Annotated in this window: 13 protein-coding genes and 1 pseudogene; 11 read left to right on the top strand and 3 right to left on the bottom strand. The window is 50.0% G+C overall.

Features of this window, described 5'->3' with window-relative positions:
• Positions 1–483 (bottom strand): universal stress protein (locus tag ON064_RS11900; protein WP_274624940.1); only part of this gene is annotated, 483 nt, incomplete at its 3' end.
• 298 nt (positions 484–781) lie between these two features.
• Between ON064_RS11900 and ald the strand changes: the two genes are divergently transcribed.
• Positions 782–1,897 carry an alanine dehydrogenase gene (ald, locus tag ON064_RS11895; RefSeq protein WP_274624939.1) on the top strand — a complete coding sequence of 372 codons (1,116 nt, stop codon included), beginning with the start codon at positions 782–784 and terminating at the stop codon, positions 1,895–1,897.
• Positions 1,898–1,960: 63 nt separating this feature from the next.
• Here the strand turns inward: ald and ON064_RS11890 are convergent, their stop codons facing one another.
• Complete coding sequence (locus ON064_RS11890) at positions 1,961–3,058, bottom strand: M24 family metallopeptidase (RefSeq protein ID WP_274624938.1); 1,098 nt, start codon at positions 3,056–3,058, stop codon at positions 1,961–1,963.
• Between the two features lie 90 nt (positions 3,059–3,148).
• Between ON064_RS11890 and ON064_RS11885 the strand changes: the two genes are divergently transcribed.
• Entirely contained in the window at positions 3,149–3,829 is a 681-nt protein-coding gene (locus tag ON064_RS11885; protein WP_274624937.1) for a metal-dependent hydrolase, read from the top strand.
• 165 nt (positions 3,830–3,994) lie between these two features.
• Positions 3,995–5,302 carry a DRTGG domain-containing protein gene (locus tag ON064_RS11880; protein ID WP_274624936.1) on the top strand — a complete coding sequence of 436 codons (1,308 nt, stop codon included), beginning with the start codon at positions 3,995–3,997 and terminating at the stop codon, positions 5,300–5,302.
• A gap of 79 nt (positions 5,303–5,381) precedes the next feature.
• Here ON064_RS11880 and ON064_RS11875 read toward each other — a convergent pair whose 3' ends face one another.
• Positions 5,382–5,681: a YtpI family protein gene (locus ON064_RS11875; RefSeq protein WP_121301128.1), complete on the bottom strand. Its 300-nt coding sequence runs from the start codon at positions 5,679–5,681 to the stop codon at positions 5,382–5,384.
• 93 nt (positions 5,682–5,774) lie between these two features.
• On the opposite strand from ON064_RS11875, the gene ON064_RS11870 reads away from it, so the two are divergent.
• From ON064_RS11870 to ON064_RS11835, 8 genes and pseudogenes are all read left to right on the top strand, one after another.
• Positions 5,775–6,698: a DHH family phosphoesterase gene (locus ON064_RS11870; RefSeq protein WP_274624935.1), complete on the top strand. Its 924-nt coding sequence runs from the start codon at positions 5,775–5,777 to the stop codon at positions 6,696–6,698.
• A 17-nt stretch (positions 6,699–6,715) separates the two neighbouring features.
• On the top strand, positions 6,716–9,769 hold the full coding sequence (gene dnaE / locus ON064_RS11865) for a DNA polymerase III subunit alpha (protein ID WP_274624934.1): 3,054 nt from the start codon (positions 6,716–6,718) through the stop codon (positions 9,767–9,769).
• 161 nt (positions 9,770–9,930) lie between these two features.
• A complete protein-coding gene (locus ON064_RS11860) occupies positions 9,931–10,572 on the top strand; it encodes a FadR/GntR family transcriptional regulator (protein WP_121301125.1) in 642 nt (213 codons plus the stop codon).
• Complete coding sequence (gene accD, locus ON064_RS11855) at positions 10,563–11,435, top strand: acetyl-CoA carboxylase, carboxyltransferase subunit beta (protein WP_274624933.1); 873 nt, start codon at positions 10,563–10,565, stop codon at positions 11,433–11,435. Before ON064_RS11860 ends, accD begins: the two co-directional genes overlap by 10 nt.
• Entirely contained in the window at positions 11,428–12,393 is a 966-nt protein-coding gene (gene accA / locus ON064_RS11850) for an acetyl-CoA carboxylase carboxyl transferase subunit alpha (RefSeq protein WP_274624932.1), read from the top strand. The genes accD and accA overlap by 8 nt, the downstream gene beginning before the upstream one ends.
• 118 nt (positions 12,394–12,511) lie before the next feature.
• A pseudogene (gene pfkA / locus ON064_RS11845) lies at positions 12,512–13,459 on the top strand (6-phosphofructokinase); the annotation flags it as partial.
• A 22-nt stretch (positions 13,460–13,481) separates the two neighbouring features.
• Positions 13,482–15,239 carry a pyruvate kinase gene (gene pyk, locus ON064_RS11840; RefSeq protein ID WP_274624931.1) on the top strand — a complete coding sequence of 586 codons (1,758 nt, stop codon included), beginning with the start codon at positions 13,482–13,484 and terminating at the stop codon, positions 15,237–15,239.
• Positions 15,240–15,267: 28 nt separating this feature from the next.
• Complete coding sequence (locus tag ON064_RS11835; protein ID WP_274624930.1) at positions 15,268–15,654, top strand: FxsA family protein; 387 nt, start codon at positions 15,268–15,270, stop codon at positions 15,652–15,654.
• Positions 15,655–15,930: the final 276 nt, after the last annotated feature.

Here is a 15,930-nt window from a genome sequence, read left to right as displayed (position 1 = left end):
ACGTTCTTCCGAATAATAATCGTCTGGTGCATCGCTTTGTGCTTCGTCTGTACGGACCACAAGCACGTCGCATTTAGCTGAGCGGACGATATGCTCGGACACGCTGCCGATGAGAAAGCGTTCGACTGCATTCAAACCGGTCGCGCCACAGATGATCAAGTCGGCTTCGACTCGTTCCGCAAGCTCACGGGGAATCATCGTTTTAGGAGAACCGTAGTCGACCACGATATTGACCTTTTCAACACCGCCGGCTTCGGCTTCTTTTTTATAGTCCCCAAGTAAGTCTTCGGCGAATTTCTGTGCACGGTCAGCAATTGAACGGTCATAAGCTTCGATTGCGGCGAATGAGCGGGTATCGATCACGTTCACCAAATTCAACGTCGCGTGGTTCCGTGTTGCGATGCCGATGGACTTTTTAAAAGCCCATTCCGCTTCTTTCGATCCATCCACAGCCACCATGATTTGATTATACTTTAATGTCATCTGTACATTCCTCCTTTGTCTATACTGTAACTTTCGAGGGATAGGCAAATTGTTCCTTCTTTAAGATTGAAATTTATTGATTTATTTGTTATTTCCTTTTCATTCACTATTTTGAAATATCTTTCGTTCTTCTTGAAAACGGGATTATGCAAGGTTTTGACATAGCAAAAATTATCTTCTGAAAAGACAAATTAATAGAGCAATATCAAAGAGAATCTGTTAGAATGGATGTGGTTTCAAATACTGATAGTTTGGTTCATTTTATTATTTCAGACACTATATAATGGAGGGTTTCGTAATGCGTATTGGGGTACCTACAGAAGTTAAGAACAATGAAAACCGTGTGGCAATGACACCGGCGGGAGTAGTGAACTTGGCACTTTTCGGCCATGAAGTTTTCATCCAATCCGGTGCAGGGCTTGGGTCGGGTTTTACGGATGCCGATTATGAAGCAGCCGGCGCTGTCATCGTCGCCGATGCTGACCAAGCGTGGGCACAGGACATGGTCATGAAAGTCAAAGAGCCTGTAGCTAGCGAGTACAAGCATTTCCGTGAAGGCCAAGTGCTTTTCACATACTTGCATTTGGCGCCGGAAGTGGACTTGACGAATGCATTGCTCAAGTCGAAAGTGACGGGCGTGGCTTATGAAACAGTTCAACTTCCGAATAACTCCTTGCCGCTCCTTACGCCGATGAGCGAAGTAGCAGGCCGCATGTCAACACAGATCGGTGCGCAGTTCCTTGAGAAAATTCACGGCGGCGGGGGTATCCTGCTCGGCGGCATCCCTGGCGTTTCACGCGGTAAAGTGACGATTGTCGGCGGTGGCGTCGCTGGAACGAACGCTGCGAAAGTGGCGATCGGGATGGGCGCTGATGTAACGATCCTTGACTTGAACCCTGAACGCTTGCGCCAACTGGACGACTTGTTCGGCAAAGATGTGCAAACATTGGTTTCTAATCCGCTTAACATCGCGCAATCGGTTAAAAATTCGGATCTGGTCATCGGAGCGGTATTGATTCCGGGAGCGAAAGCACCGAAATTGATCACTGAAGACATGATCAAATCGATGAAGCCAGGTTCTGTCGTAGTGGATATTGCGATCGATCAAGGCGGCATCTTCGAGACAAGCGACCGCATCACCACTCACGATGCACCGACTTATGTAAAACATGACGTCGTTCATTATGCCGTTGCGAATATGCCAGGTGCAGTTCCGCGCACATCGACAATCGGCTTGACGAATGTAACGGTCCCTTACGCAGTGCAAATCGCCAATAAAGGGTTCAAGCAAGCAGTGCTCGACAACGAAGCATTGAAAAAGGGAGTCAACACGATGGATGGTCATGTTACGTACAAAGCCGTAGCTGACGATCAAGGCCTTGAATACAAATCAGTCGACGAATTGCTGCAATAATAATGCAAAAGAGCTGTCCCAGAAAAATCCTCTAGATGGATTTTCGGGCCAGCTCTTTTTTCATTAGCGGTTGATAATCGTCAATTCTTTCGGGTATTTGGTCAGCACTTCGTAGCCGTCTTCGGTGACGACCAGGTCATCTTCGATGCGCACGCCGACTTGGTCCGTGACATAAATGCCGGGTTCGATCGTAAACACCATGCCCGCCTCAAGCGGCATATCGTTGCCTCCGTGGATCGATGGGAATTCGTGGACGGAAATCCCAAGGCCGTGGCCGAGGCGGTGTGTGAAATAGTCCCCGTAGCCTGCGTCTTCGATGGTCTTGCGGGCAATCCTGTCAAGCTCAGCCGCTGTAACGCCAGGGCGCACCGCATCAAGTGCCGCTTGTTCAGCACGTTTGACGATATCGTATACTTCTTTCGCTTGTTCGCTCGGTTCACCGAAAGCCAGTGTCCGGGTGATGTCTGAGCAATAACCCTCATAAATGACGCCGAGGTCCATTAGCACGAGATCGCCGCGTTCAATTTTGCGTTGACCTGTTTTGCCGTGTGGAGAAGCGGCTTTTGGCCCTGTCAGCACGGTGGTGTCGAACGACATGTGGGTAATGCCGCGTTTTTTCAATGCATTTTCGATTTCGGTCATCAGCTCGATTTCCGTCATGCCTTCTTGCATCACATCAGCAGCGACTTCGATGGCATAATCCGCAAGCGATGCAGCGTGGCGCAAGATGTCGAGTTCGGCTTCGTCCTTGATGACGCGCATGGCATTCATCTGGGCATCGATCGACTGGATTTCTGGCGACTGGAAATAATGGTTGACCGCGTCATAACGCTCGACGTTCATATGGGCTTTCTCGATAGCGATGCGCTCCATCGGCTGATCGCGTTTGGCTGCCGTTTCGTATAACACCTGCATCGCGTCTTGTGTATCGGCGTGTCCCGCAATTTCGCCCTTCCAGCCCGCCGCTTTTGCATCAGGCGCTTCCATTGCTGGACAGATGAGGAACGGTTCTGCCTCAGCAAACACCATGACGGCGAGCAGGCGCTCTTTCGGGTCGCTATTAAAGCCGGTTAAATAGAAAACATTGTGCGGGTCGGTAATGAGCGCCGCATCGAGTTGCTGCTGTTTCAAAAAACTTTGCAAATTGGTCAATTTGTTCATATGTATTCCTCCCCTTCATGTGTAGCATATCAAAAATCAGGGTATAAAACAGCAGAAAGCAAGGAGCCAAAACACTATTGGAGGGATATCATGAAAATCTCATATCACGGTCATTCGGTTGTGAAAATTCAAACCGGTGGCAAAACGGTACTCATCGATCCATTCATTACCGGAAACGAATTGACGGATCTGTCGGCAAGTGAGGAAAAGCCGGACGCAATTCTGTTGACGCATGCGCATAACGACCATGTCGGCGATACTGTGGACATCGCAAAATCAAGTGGTGCAGTCGTTGTGGCGCCGGTCGAACTGGCGAATTACCTGAGCGGGCAAGGCTTGGATGCAGTCGGCATGAACCTTGGCGGCGCCAAAGAGTTCGAGTTCGGTAAAGTGAAATTCACGAAAGCGTTCCATAGCTCCTCCTATACGGCAGAAGACGGTGAAGTCATCTACGGCGGCATGCCAGCTGGAATTCTCTTTGAAGCGGAAGGAAAGACGGTGTATCATGCTGGGGATACCGAAGTGTTCGGCGACATGGAAATCATCGGCAAGCGCCACTCGATCGACTTGGCGTTCGTCCCGATTGGCGATTTCTTCACGATGGGCCCCGAAGATGCAGCTTACGCAGTAGAACTCATTAATCCGAAGACGGCGGTGCCAATCCACTACAACACCTTCCCGCCGATCAAGCAGGACCCGGAACAATTCAAGCAGGCGGTCAAGCAGGCGGAAGTCAAGATCATGGAGCCTGGAGACAGCATCGATTTATAAATTCCTTTAACAGAAAACAGGCAAGGGAGGACAACGATCCCCCTTGCCTGTTTTTTGATTGCCTCGAGCCAAGCCTAGCTTTTAAAGGCTGCCGCCGGATTGTCGACTTCCATTCGGATTATGATAAACTAAGGGATAGAGGATAGCAGAAAGATTGGTGAAACAATGGCAACGAAACACGAACAGATTTTGGACTATATCGAGACTTTGGCTGTGGGAGAGAAAATCTCCGTTCGCCGGATTGCCAAGGAGCTTCAAGTATCAGAAGGCACCGCTTACCGGGCCATTAAAGAAGCGGAAAACAAGCGGCTGGTCTCGACGATCGAACGGGTCGGGACCATCCGCATCGAGCGCAAGAAAAAAGAGAATATCGAACGGCTGACGTATGCGGAAATCGTCAAAGTCGTCGACGGCCAAGTGCTCGGCGGGCGGGCTGGGCTCCATAAATCACTGAACAAATTCGTCATCGGGGCAATGCAACTCGAAGACATGATGCGTTATACGGAAGCAGGCAATTTACTCATTGTCGGAAACCGCTACAAAGCCCATGAATATGCCCTTCAAGCAGGGGCGGCGGTACTCGTGACTGGGGGATTTGATGCCTCTGAGCAAGTGAAGAAACTTGCTGATGAACTGGAATTGCCTGTCATTTCCACCAGCTACGATACCTTTACGGTAGCAACGATGATCAACCGGGCGATTTACGACCAATTGATCAAAAAAGAGATCCTGCTCATTGAAGACATTTTGATCCCGCTTGAAAATACGCATTTTCTGCACGTCAAAGATCCAATCCGCCGCTATAACGAACTGAACAATGAAACGACGCATGGCGGATTTCCAGTCGTCGACAGCAACGGCAGGCTGGTCGGGATCGTCACTTCGCGGGATGTCATCGGTGCAGCGGATACGGAAACGATCGATAAAGTGATGACTAAAGACCCCATCACCGTGTCGCTCCAGACGAGCGTCGCAGCAGCAGGGCACCGGATGATCTGGGAAGGTATCGACTTGCTGCCGATCACCGACGACCATCATAATTTGATGGGCATCATCAGCCGGCAGGATGTGTTGAAAGCGATCCAAACAGCACAACGCCAGCCACAACAAGGGGAAACCATCGACGACATCATCAAAAGCCAATTGAACCTGGTGCAGGGAGACGAGCTCAGCCTGGAATTCCGCGTCACTCCCCAAATGACCAATGCGTATGGCTCGCTGTCATACGGAGCTTACACGATGGTGCTGACAGAAGCAGCGGCAACGGCACTCAAGACAAAAAACCGCAAAGACAGCGTGCTGGAAAACATTACCGTCTATTTTCTGAAACCGGTGCAGTTGGACGCGGCATTGCTTATTCGGCCGACAATCCTGGATATTAGCCGCAAATCAGCGAAAGTCGATGTCGAAGTGTTGTACGAACAGCAAGTGATCGGCAAAGCGATGCTGACCTTCCAATTGCTCGACCGTTAATGAGCGCTGTCTTGACAAGGTAGAGGTCTTTGGCGTGCAATAATCAAAAAAACAACCTCTCCGCAAGGGAGGGGCTGTTTCATGGGTTCAGGCGGGTTTCTTCATCGAGAAATGCTTGGTAATGACGGTTCGCCTTGAAATTATGGACAATCAGCGCCAAGCCAAGAACGATAAAGATGCCGGCAATGATATAAGTAACGACAGTTTGAAAAATGAACAGCTGGTTGATGCCGAAAAAGGTGATAAAGCTGCCAAGTGCAATCTGCGCACGGCTGGCATACCAGTTTTTGCGCACCGGCAGTCGTGTACGAATCTGTTTCGTTTTATAGTATAAATAGAATACGGCAGAAATGATAATCAAAAATACGAATATGAGCATGGGGAACCTCCTGTTATGCAAATCTATTTCCATTGTAATGGGGATGATCAGAAAATGCGAATGGATTTCCCTGTCCACTGGAGGATTGAAGCAATGTATAGTCAAATCATCGACACAATTAAACAATTCGATACGATCATCATCCACCGCCATGTGCGTCCGGACCCGGATGCATACGGATCCCAAATCGGCCTGAAATACATATTGAGCCACAACTACCCAAACAAGCGCGTGCTTGCGGCAGGAGAGCACGATTACACGATGGATTTTCTCGATCTTCCCGATGTGGTCGAAGATGCTGATTTCGAAGGCGCATTGGTCATTGTCACGGATACCGCAAATACCGACCGAATCGACGATCAGCGCTATCATAGCGGGACGAAATTGGTGAAAATCGACCATCATCCGAACGATGACGATTATGGGGATATTTGCCAAGTTGATACGAAAGCCAGTTCATCTTCTGAAATGATTTTTGAACTGTTTACCTATGGGCAAGCGGATGAAGGTTGGACCATGCCTGATGCCGGTGCCAGACTGCTCTATGCAGGAATCATAGGAGATACGGGGCGCTTTCTATTCCCGAGCACAACACAAAAAACTTTCGACGTGGCAGGCGAACTGATCAAATATGATTTTGACCGCAACGAGCTCCATAACGGCATGTACGAGATGGATCGCAAATTGCTTCATTTACAAGGATATATGTACCAAAATTTCCAAATGGATGAAAACGGCGCAGCTTTTGTGAAAATCACACAGGACATTTTGGCGAAATTCGATGTGACCCCGACAGATACGTCTTTGCTGGTCGGTTCACTAGGCAATGTCAAAGGCATCAAAGCTTGGGTCATTTTAATAGAAGAAGATACTGAAATACGTGTCCGCCTGCGTTCAAAAGGGCCGGTCATCAATACGCTCGCAAAAGAATTCGGGGGCGGCGGACATCCGATGGCATCTGGCGCAGTCGCTTACCGGGTCATCCTTCGCCTGGAGGAAATTTGCGCGAAGGCATAAGGAAAGAAGGTGTTAGAATGGTCTACCCGCATATCGTAACGGCGGCTGATCCGCTGCAAAGCACGATTCGCCTCGAAGAACTGTTTACAGTTCTCGCCGAACAAGGCGCTGATGCAGCAGCTTTAGTCAATTCCAAATTATACGGGGTCCTGCCATTTTGGGACGCCTGCAAAAAGGCCGGCATCCACGGGGTGCTCGGCCTTTCCGTGCCCGTCGACTTTGACGGCACCGCGCTTCCTGTGGTGCTATATGCGCAGAACAACACCGGCTACCAGATGTTATTGAAACTGACGAGTGCCTTATCGACTCGTGATGTGGAAGCCATCCCTCAAAAATGGCTGGCAGCTTATCAGGAAGGCCTGGTATGCGTGATTCCTGACAATGCGGCGTGGGTGCTGACAGACCGCAGCGAAGCGCTCGGCACGCTGTCAGGGTTATTCGGCGAGCGCTTATTCGCCAGCATCGAGCGGCCTGGCGGAACCGTACAGGAGACTGAAGAAGCATTTATCGAATTCTGCTCGACATTCAACCTCAAATTCATGGCGAGCCATGAATGCCGTTACGTGAAGCAAGAAGATGCGTTTGCCTATGAAGTGGCGAAGTCAATCGGGGGCGGCTTCAAGTTAAGCGACCCTGAACGCCCGAAGCCTGAACATTCAGCGGCATTCGTGCCGACGCAAGCACAATTATCGGAGTGGTTTTCAGATCAACCTGAATGGCTGGAACAAAGCCGTGCGCTGCTGATGAATTGCCGTGTCACCATCCCATTGAACCGCCAATTGCTGCCGAAATATCCTGTGAAGGAAGGTAGCGACAAAAACGAGCTCATCCGTACGCTTTGTTTGAAGGGGCTGGAGGAACGCGTCGGCAAATTGGTACAAAGCTATTCGGACAGGCTCGATTACGAACTTGGCGTCATTTCGGCTATGGGCTATATCGATTATTTCCTCATCGTTTCCGATTTCATGGCTTATGCAAGAAACAGGGGCATCCTGACCGGCCCGGGCCGTGGATCCTCTGCCGGTTCGCTCGTGGCCTTCGCGCTGCGCATTACGGATGTCGACCCACTCGCCCATGGATTGTTATTCGAGCGCTTCCTGAATCCGGAGCGCGTCACTTTGCCGGATATCGATATTGACTTCGCAGACCACCGACGCCACGAAGTCGTTGAATACGTCGCGAAAAAATACGGCGCCTTGCAGACTGCACAAATCATCACATTCGGCACTTTATCCACAAAAGCGGTCGCGAGAGACACGGCGAGGGTATTCGGTTTTGAAGCCGAAGAGCTCGACAAGATCTCCAAACTCATCCCGAGCCGGCCGGGCATCACTTTGCGCGAAGCGCTTCGCGAATCTAAAGCGCTGGAGGATTGGATCATCGGCAATGAAGCCCGTGAACGTTGGTTCAAGACGGCGCTGAAGCTGGAAGGCCTGCCACGGAATTCTTCGATTCACGCAGCTGGCGTCATTTTGAGTCCAGGCCCGTTAGTGGAGTATGTCCCGATTGAAAAAGGCAATGACGATATTTTCATTACCCAATGGCCGATGCAGGAACTTGAAGCGATCGGCTTATTGAAAATGGACTTTCTCGGATTGCGCAATTTGACGATTCTGGAAAACATGGCACATATGCTGAAACGCGACCGGCATGTGACGATTGATTACCGAAGTTTGACGCTCGACGATAAAGAAACTTACCGTTTATTAGCGAAGGGCGATACAGCTGGGATTTTCCAGCTGGAGTCGCCAGGCATGCGGCGCGCGTTAATGCTCATCAAACCGAGCGCATTCGGCGATATTGTCGCGGTCAATGCCTTGTACCGCCCAGGCCCGATGGAATTCATCCCACTTTACGCACGCCGCAAGCACGGCGAAGAAGCGGTGTCCTATATCCATCCAGTGCTGGAGCCGATTTTATCGGAAACCTACGGCGTCATCGTCTACCAGGAGCAGATCATGAAAATCGCTGCCGAGATGGCGGGCTTCAGCTTAGGTGAAGCCGATCTATTGCGCCGTGCCGTCAGTAAAAAAAATCGCCAGATCCTTGATGAAGAGCGAGAGCATTTCGTCGGCGGCGCCACCGCAAAAGGCTATACCGCAAAAGAAGCGGGAGACGTCTATGACTTGATCGTGCGTTTTGCCGATTACGGGTTCCCGAAAAGCCACGCAGTCGCCTACAGTATGATTTCCTATCAACTGGCTTATATGAAAGCCCATTGTCCCGTGCAGTTCTATGCCGCTTTGTTATCGAATAGCCAAGGGAATAATGAAAAAACGGCACAGTTCATGCGCGAAATGAAAGAACGCGGAATCCAGCTCGCCGCGCCATGCATCGCGAAGAGCCGCTACGGCTTTTCATCGGAAGAACAACAGGTGCGCACGGGGCTAAGCGCTGTGAAAGGCGTCCCCGGTACGGCCGTTAAAGCCATTCTCGCGGCGAGAAAGGACGGCGTTTTCCAAAGCTTGTTCAATATCGCCGAACGGATATCGGCGGTTCATTTCACCCGCAAAGCTTTCGAGCCGCTTATCAAAGCGGGGGCATTGGACGTGCTCGGAAAAGACCGTGCCGTGCTACTCGCGTCGCTTGATAGTGCGATCAAGCACGCGGAACTGGTCAAGCCGACTGAAGACCCGGGCTTGTTCGATGACATGGGATCTAGCTTCATGAAACCGAAATACACCAAAGCTGAACCGATGCCGGACGGGCTCAAGCTCGACTTTGAAAAAGAAGCACTCGGCTTTTATTTGAGCACGCATCCTGTCGAACGGGAAAAAGAGCAGCGCAACAAAGCTTACACTGCGCTCAATGACCTGCCGAAGAAAAAAGACCGCGAGCGTGTGGAAGTGCTCGGGTTGGTAGAAGACGTACGGCGCATCCGCACGAAAAAAGGCGATGCGATGGCGTTTGTCACCTTGCAGGATGAAACCGGCGTGGCATCGGTTACGCTGTTCCCTAAAGAGTATGCGCAATACAATGAAGTGCTTGATAAAGATGCCTTGCTCGAAATCCAAGGAACCGCTGAAACCCGCCAAGGCAAGACGACAATCATCTGCAAAACCATTTTGTAAAGCAGCGCAATAAGCTAGTTTCATATAAGAGAATCGACAAGGAACTGCATTTCTTAAAAAGAAATGCAGTTTTTTCTTTACGGCAGCCGAAATTTTTTGTAAGGTATAGAAAGATTAGTGGTCAGACCACTTTCAAAAAAATGGAAACAAAAGGAGTTTTCATGAATCAGCCTAAACGCTATTTAAATATTGTAAGTGAAATGCGGGACATGATTCGGGAACAGAATATTCGACCGGGCGACCGGATCCCTTCCGAAAGAGAGTTAGCTGAAAAGTTGGCGGTCGGCCGTTCGACGATTCGCGAGGCCCTCCGCAGCCTGGAGTTGCTGGGGCTCATCGAAACCCGTCGAGGGGAAGGGACATTTTTAGCCGATCCAAGAAAACACCGGCTCGTAGAATTGCTGGCGACCTTCATATTGCAGGACACAAAAACCTTGGAAGATGTGCGGGAAACAATGTGCATACACGAAACCGCGGCAATCCAGGCCATCTGCGCAAGCGATGCCTCCAAACTTCCAGTATGGGAAAGTTTACGCGAGCGGCTGGATGGGCATGAATTCATAAGGGAAGACTTTGTCCGCGAATTGATGGTGCTGTCCGGCAACCGCCTTTCGCTAAAAATTTGGTTCTTATTAAAGCAATACGGGGGCAACCCTTATGACGGCGAAGTCATGCCGGAAGAGAGACCCTTGCTGAAAAACATCCTACATGCAATCGAGCAGCAGGATGCCGAAACGGCCATCCGGGATTTTAAAGCCTGGAGCAGCGTCTTAATCAAAGGAGAGAATGCACAATGGCAATGATACGCGATATATTCAAGCGAAAACGAGATGAAAAAGAAGCGACCATCCCTTCTAAAGCGGCAAAAGACGTGCCGGAAGGCTTGATGACGAAATGCCCGAATTGCAAGCACATCACCTTGACGAAGGAATTGGAGAATTTGGGCAAAGTATGCCCGAAATGCGACCATCATTTCAAGATGACGGCCCGCGAACGAATCGTCCACTTATTAGATGATTCAAGCTTCGATTCGGTAGACGATCATTTGAAATCCGAAAACCCGTTGAATTTCCCGGGATACAGCGAAAAAGTCCAAGCTGATAGCGAAAAAACCGGTTTGAATGAAGCGGTTCTCACAGGGACCGGTTCGCTCAAAGGCCAGCAAGTGGTCGTGGCCGTAATGGATTCGCATTTCCGCATGGGCTCGATGGGCTCAGTAGTCGGCGAGAAAATCACGCGTGCTGTCGAGTTGGCCACTAAATTGAAAGTGCCATTTTTGATCTTTACAGCAAGCGGTGGAGCGCGCATGCAAGAAGGCGTGTTGTCGCTCATGCAGATGGCGAAAACAAGTGTCGCGTTAAAACGCCATTCGAATGAAGGGTTGTTGTTCGTATCGATCTTGACACATCCGACGACTGGCGGCGTATCTGCCAGCTTTGCTTCTGTTGGTGACATCAACCTGGCGGAACCAAAAGCTTTAATCGGCTTTGCGGGGCGCCGCGTCATCGAACAGACCGTGCGCGAGAAGTTGCCGGAAGACTTCCAGACGGCAGAATTTTTACTTGACCATGGCCAGCTCGATGCGGTCGTGCATCGCTCTAAAATGCGCGAGACGCTGTCGACTATTGTGCAATTGCACGTGAAAGGAGCTGGATCCGATGCCTAAAAAGAAAATGAAAACGATGGCGTTTGAAGAACCTTTGATTGAATTGAGAAAAAAGATTTCCGAGTTGAAGGAATACACCAAAACGGCGGATGTCGATCTCAGTTCCGAAATCACTTCTTTGGAAGAGCGTTTTGCCAAACTCGAGGAAGAAATCTATGAGAACATGAAACCGTGGGACCGGGTTCAAGTGGCGCGCCATCCGGAACGCCCGACGACTTTGGATTATTTGCCGCTCGTCTTCAAGGACTTTATCGAACTGCATGGGGACCGTGTTTACGGGGATGATGAGGCGATCATCGGCGGCATCGGGAGTTTTGAAGGGCAACCGGTGACGATCATCGGCCATCAGCGCGGCAAGGACACAAAAGAAAACGTCCGCCGCAATTTCGGCATGCCGCATCCTGAAGGTTACCGGAAAGCGTTGCGTTTGATGAAACAGGCGGAAAAATTCGGCCGCCCGGTCATTTGCCTAATCGATACAAAAGGCGCTTATCCGGGAAGAGCTGCAGAAGAACGCGGGCAAAGCGAAGCGATTGCCCGTAACCTCGTGGAGATGGCCGGTCTTGAAGTACCGGTGCTGTCGATCGTCATTGGCGAAGGCGGAAGCGGCGGAGCGCTCGCGCTTGGCGTCGGCAATCAGATCCTGATGCTCGAAAATTCGACATTCTCGGTCATTTCTCCTGAAGGAGCGGCATCGATTCTATGGAAAGATGCGGCACTTGCGAAAACTGCAGCTGAAGCCATGAAAATCACTGCGCCTGACCTTTTGGAGATGGGCATCATCGAGCATATGATTCCCGAAGTACGCGGCGGCGCTCATCACGACACCGCCCGCCAGGCACAATTGATCAGCGGCGCCATCCGTTATTCATTGAAGGAATTGGAAGATTTGAGCGCAGAGCAATTGATTTCGCAGCGCTATGAGAAATTCAGGGCAATCGGTGTTTTCACGGAATAAAAATCAGGCCGCGTAAAGCGGTCTTTTTGTTTTTCGGAATTCAATAAAAAACGCATGCTAAACAGGAGTTATGGACTGACAGCACAGGCCCTGCGTGGTAAGGTGAATAAAGTAAAAAGGAAGTGCAGGAGGCGGTGGCGATTCGCCGGGGATGAATGCAGCAGTACGCGCAGTCGTCCGGAAAGGCATTTACCATGGCATCGAAGTGGCTGGCGTCTATTATGGCTACCAAGGCTTGATTGAAGGCAATATTAAAGACTTGCAAGCAGGAGATGTCGGCGATATCATCCAGCGTGGTGGCACGAAGCTTTATTCTGCTCGTTGTGACGAATTCCGGACAGATGAAGGGCAATGGAAAGCAATTGAACAGATGAAGAAAAATGGCCTTGAAGGTTTAGTGGTCATCGGCGGAGACGGTTCATACCGCGGGGCGATGGCGTTAACGAAAAAAGGTTTTCCAAGTATCGGGGTTCCGGGAACGATCGATAATGATATCCCCGGGACGGATTATACAATCGGTTTTGACACGGCATTGAATACCGTCATCGAAGCGATCGATAAGATTCGCGACACGGCGACAAGCCATGAGCGGACATTCATCATTGAAGTGATGGGTAGAGACGCAGGCGATCTTGCTTTATGGGCTGGGCTTGCCGGCGGTGCCGAAACCATCCTCATTCCTGAAGACCCGTTTGACATCGACGATATGCTTGAACGGCTCGAAAGCGGACGCAAGCGCGGCAAGAAACACAGCATCATCATCGTCGCAGAAGGCGTTATGAGCGGCGGGGAGCTGGCTGAGCTGATTTCGGGCAAGACGAATGTAGAAACGCGCGTTTCGGTTCTTGGCCATATTCAGCGCGGTGGTACGCCTACTGCCCGCGACCGTGTGCTCGGCAGCCTATTCGGCGCACGTGCAGTAGAAGTGCTGCTCGAAGGAAAAGGCGGCCTGGCGATTGGCATGAAAAATCATCAGGTGGTAGACTATGATATGACAACGGCGTTCGAAAAAGAGCACGATGCCGATATGAGTTTGTACAAGCTTTCTAAAGAACTATCAATTTAAACAGTTAATTGGAGTGAGTCTATTGAGAAAAACGAAAATCGTCTGCACAATCGGGCCGGCAAGTGAATCACCGGAAGTATTAGAACAATTGATGAAAGCGGGCATGAACGTTGCCCGCCTGAACTTCTCGCACGGCGACCACGAGGAGCATGCTTTGCGCATCAAGCGCATCCGCGAAGCTTCAGAGAAGACCGGCATTACAGTAGGGATTCTTTTGGATACAAAAGGCCCGGAAATCAGAACCCATAAAATGGAAAACGATTCCATCGAACTTGAAACAAACCAGGAAATCACGATTTCCATGACAGAAGTGCTAGGCACGAAAGAAATGTTTTCGATCACTTATGAAAAATTGATTGAAGATGTCCATGAAGGCTCGATGATTTTACTAGATGATGGTTTGATCGAATTGCGCGTTACAGGCATCGATAAAGAACGCGGCCAGATTCATACGATCGTTGAAAATGCCGGTACATTGAAAACGAAAAAAGGCGTTAACGTTCCAGGCGTATCCGTACAATTGCCAGGAATCACTGAAAAAGACGCGGCCGATCTTCTATTCGGCATTGAACAGGATGTCGACTTTGTCGCTGCATCATTTGTCCGCAGACGTTCGGATGTTATGGAAATTCGTAGCTTGCTGGAGAAAAATGGCGGATCGCATATCCAGATCATTCCGAAGATTGAAAACCAGGAAGGCGTCGATAACTTGGATGAAATCATCATGGTTTCAGACGGCCTGATGGTTGCACGTGGAGATCTTGGTGTAGAAATTCCTGCAGAAGAAGTGCCGATTGTTCAAAAATCGATGATAAACAAATGCAATAGTGCAGGGAAGCCGGTTATCACGGCGACTCAAATGCTGGATTCCATGCAGCGCAACCCGCGACCGACTCGCGCAGAAGCGAGCGATGTCGCGAATGCTATCTTTGATGGCACGGACGCCATCATGCTATCAGGCGAAACGGCAGCAGGGCTTTATCCGGTAGAATCAGTCGAAACGATGCACCGCATTGCAGAGACAACGGAAGCTGCACTTGACCATAAACAAATCGTTTCCAACCGCCGCAAAGAAAAAGAATCGAATATGACCGAAGCGATCGGCCAAGCAGTTGCATACACAGCGCTTAACTTGCGCGTGCAGGCAATTTTGGCGCCGACCGAGAGCGGCCATACGGCTAAAATGATTTCCAAATACCGTCCAGGTTCGCCGGTCATTGCAGTGACATCAACTGCACGGACTGCGCGCAAACTGACTTTGATCTGGGGCGTCCAGCCGATTGTCGGAACACGCGTTGAATCGACAGATGAAATGCTCGATGTCGCAGTAGTAGAAGCGCTTAAGCACGGCTTGATCAAGCACGGCGACCTGGTTATCATCACAGCGGGCGTGCCAGTTGGTGAAGCAGGAACAACTAACTTAATGAAACTGCGCGTCATCGGCGACATCTTGGCGAAAGGGCAAGGCATCGGCAAGAGCGTTGGCTTCGGCGAAGCAGTTGTTGTGCGCAATGCTGAAGAAGCATTGGCAATGGACACCGAAGGCAAAATCATCGTCACTTACGGTACTGACCGCGACATGATGGACGCCATCAATAATTGTGCAGGAATCGTGACAGAAGAAGGCGGTTTGACAAGCCATGCTGCAGTAGTGGGGTTAAGCCTTGGAATTCCTGTGATCGTCGGTGTCAAAGATGCAGTGACGAAAGTGGAATCAGGCCAAGACATCACGATTGATGCAGATGCAGGCGTTATTTATCACGGGCATGCAAGCGTATAAGTAAAGAAAGTTTGGAGGTCGATTGACTATGATGAAGTGGATCTTTCTGGCATTGGTGATCGTACCGACTCTTGAGCTTGCGATTTTGATCTGGGCAGGCGGGCAGATTGGATTCTTCTGGACACTCGCCTTGATTGTGACGACTGGATTGCTAGGGGCTATCTTGGCAAAACGCCAAGGGCTGAAAGCAATCCGTGATATCCAATCGAGCATGAACCAGATGCAGCCGCCGGGCGACCGCCTGATTGGCGCAGCCTTTATCCTAGTCGGCGGCACATTGCTGCTGACGCCTGGATTTATTTCAGATGCGGTCGGGTTCAGCTTATTATTCACCCCGACGCAAAAGCTTTACAAGCCTCTCGTCTATCGGATGCTTCAGAAGAAGATGAAAAATACCCGGATTATCGTAGGATAATTCCGGGTTCATTCATTATCAGGCAATCGTTTTTAAATTTTACCAAGCGTTTTCATTCACAAATTGTACAAAGTTGATTATAATGACTAGGTAAGTCCATTTACGGAAAAAGTGCATGAAAGCAGATGGCTCATTATTCTGTCTTTTTTTTTGGAATGATGAAGTAGAATGTAGAAGGAGAGATTTACATGACATCATCAAAAGGTTTAGAAGGTGTAGTTGCAACTCAATCGGCGATCAGCTCGATCATCGATGACACACTTACATACGTCGGCT

It is taken from the genome of Planococcus sp. A6 (assembly GCF_028823615.1).
GTDB lineage: Bacteria > Bacillota > Bacilli > Bacillales_A > Planococcaceae > Planococcus.
Note: the sequence above shows the minus strand (reverse complement) of the source record. Positions and strands in the feature narration are given on the sequence as shown.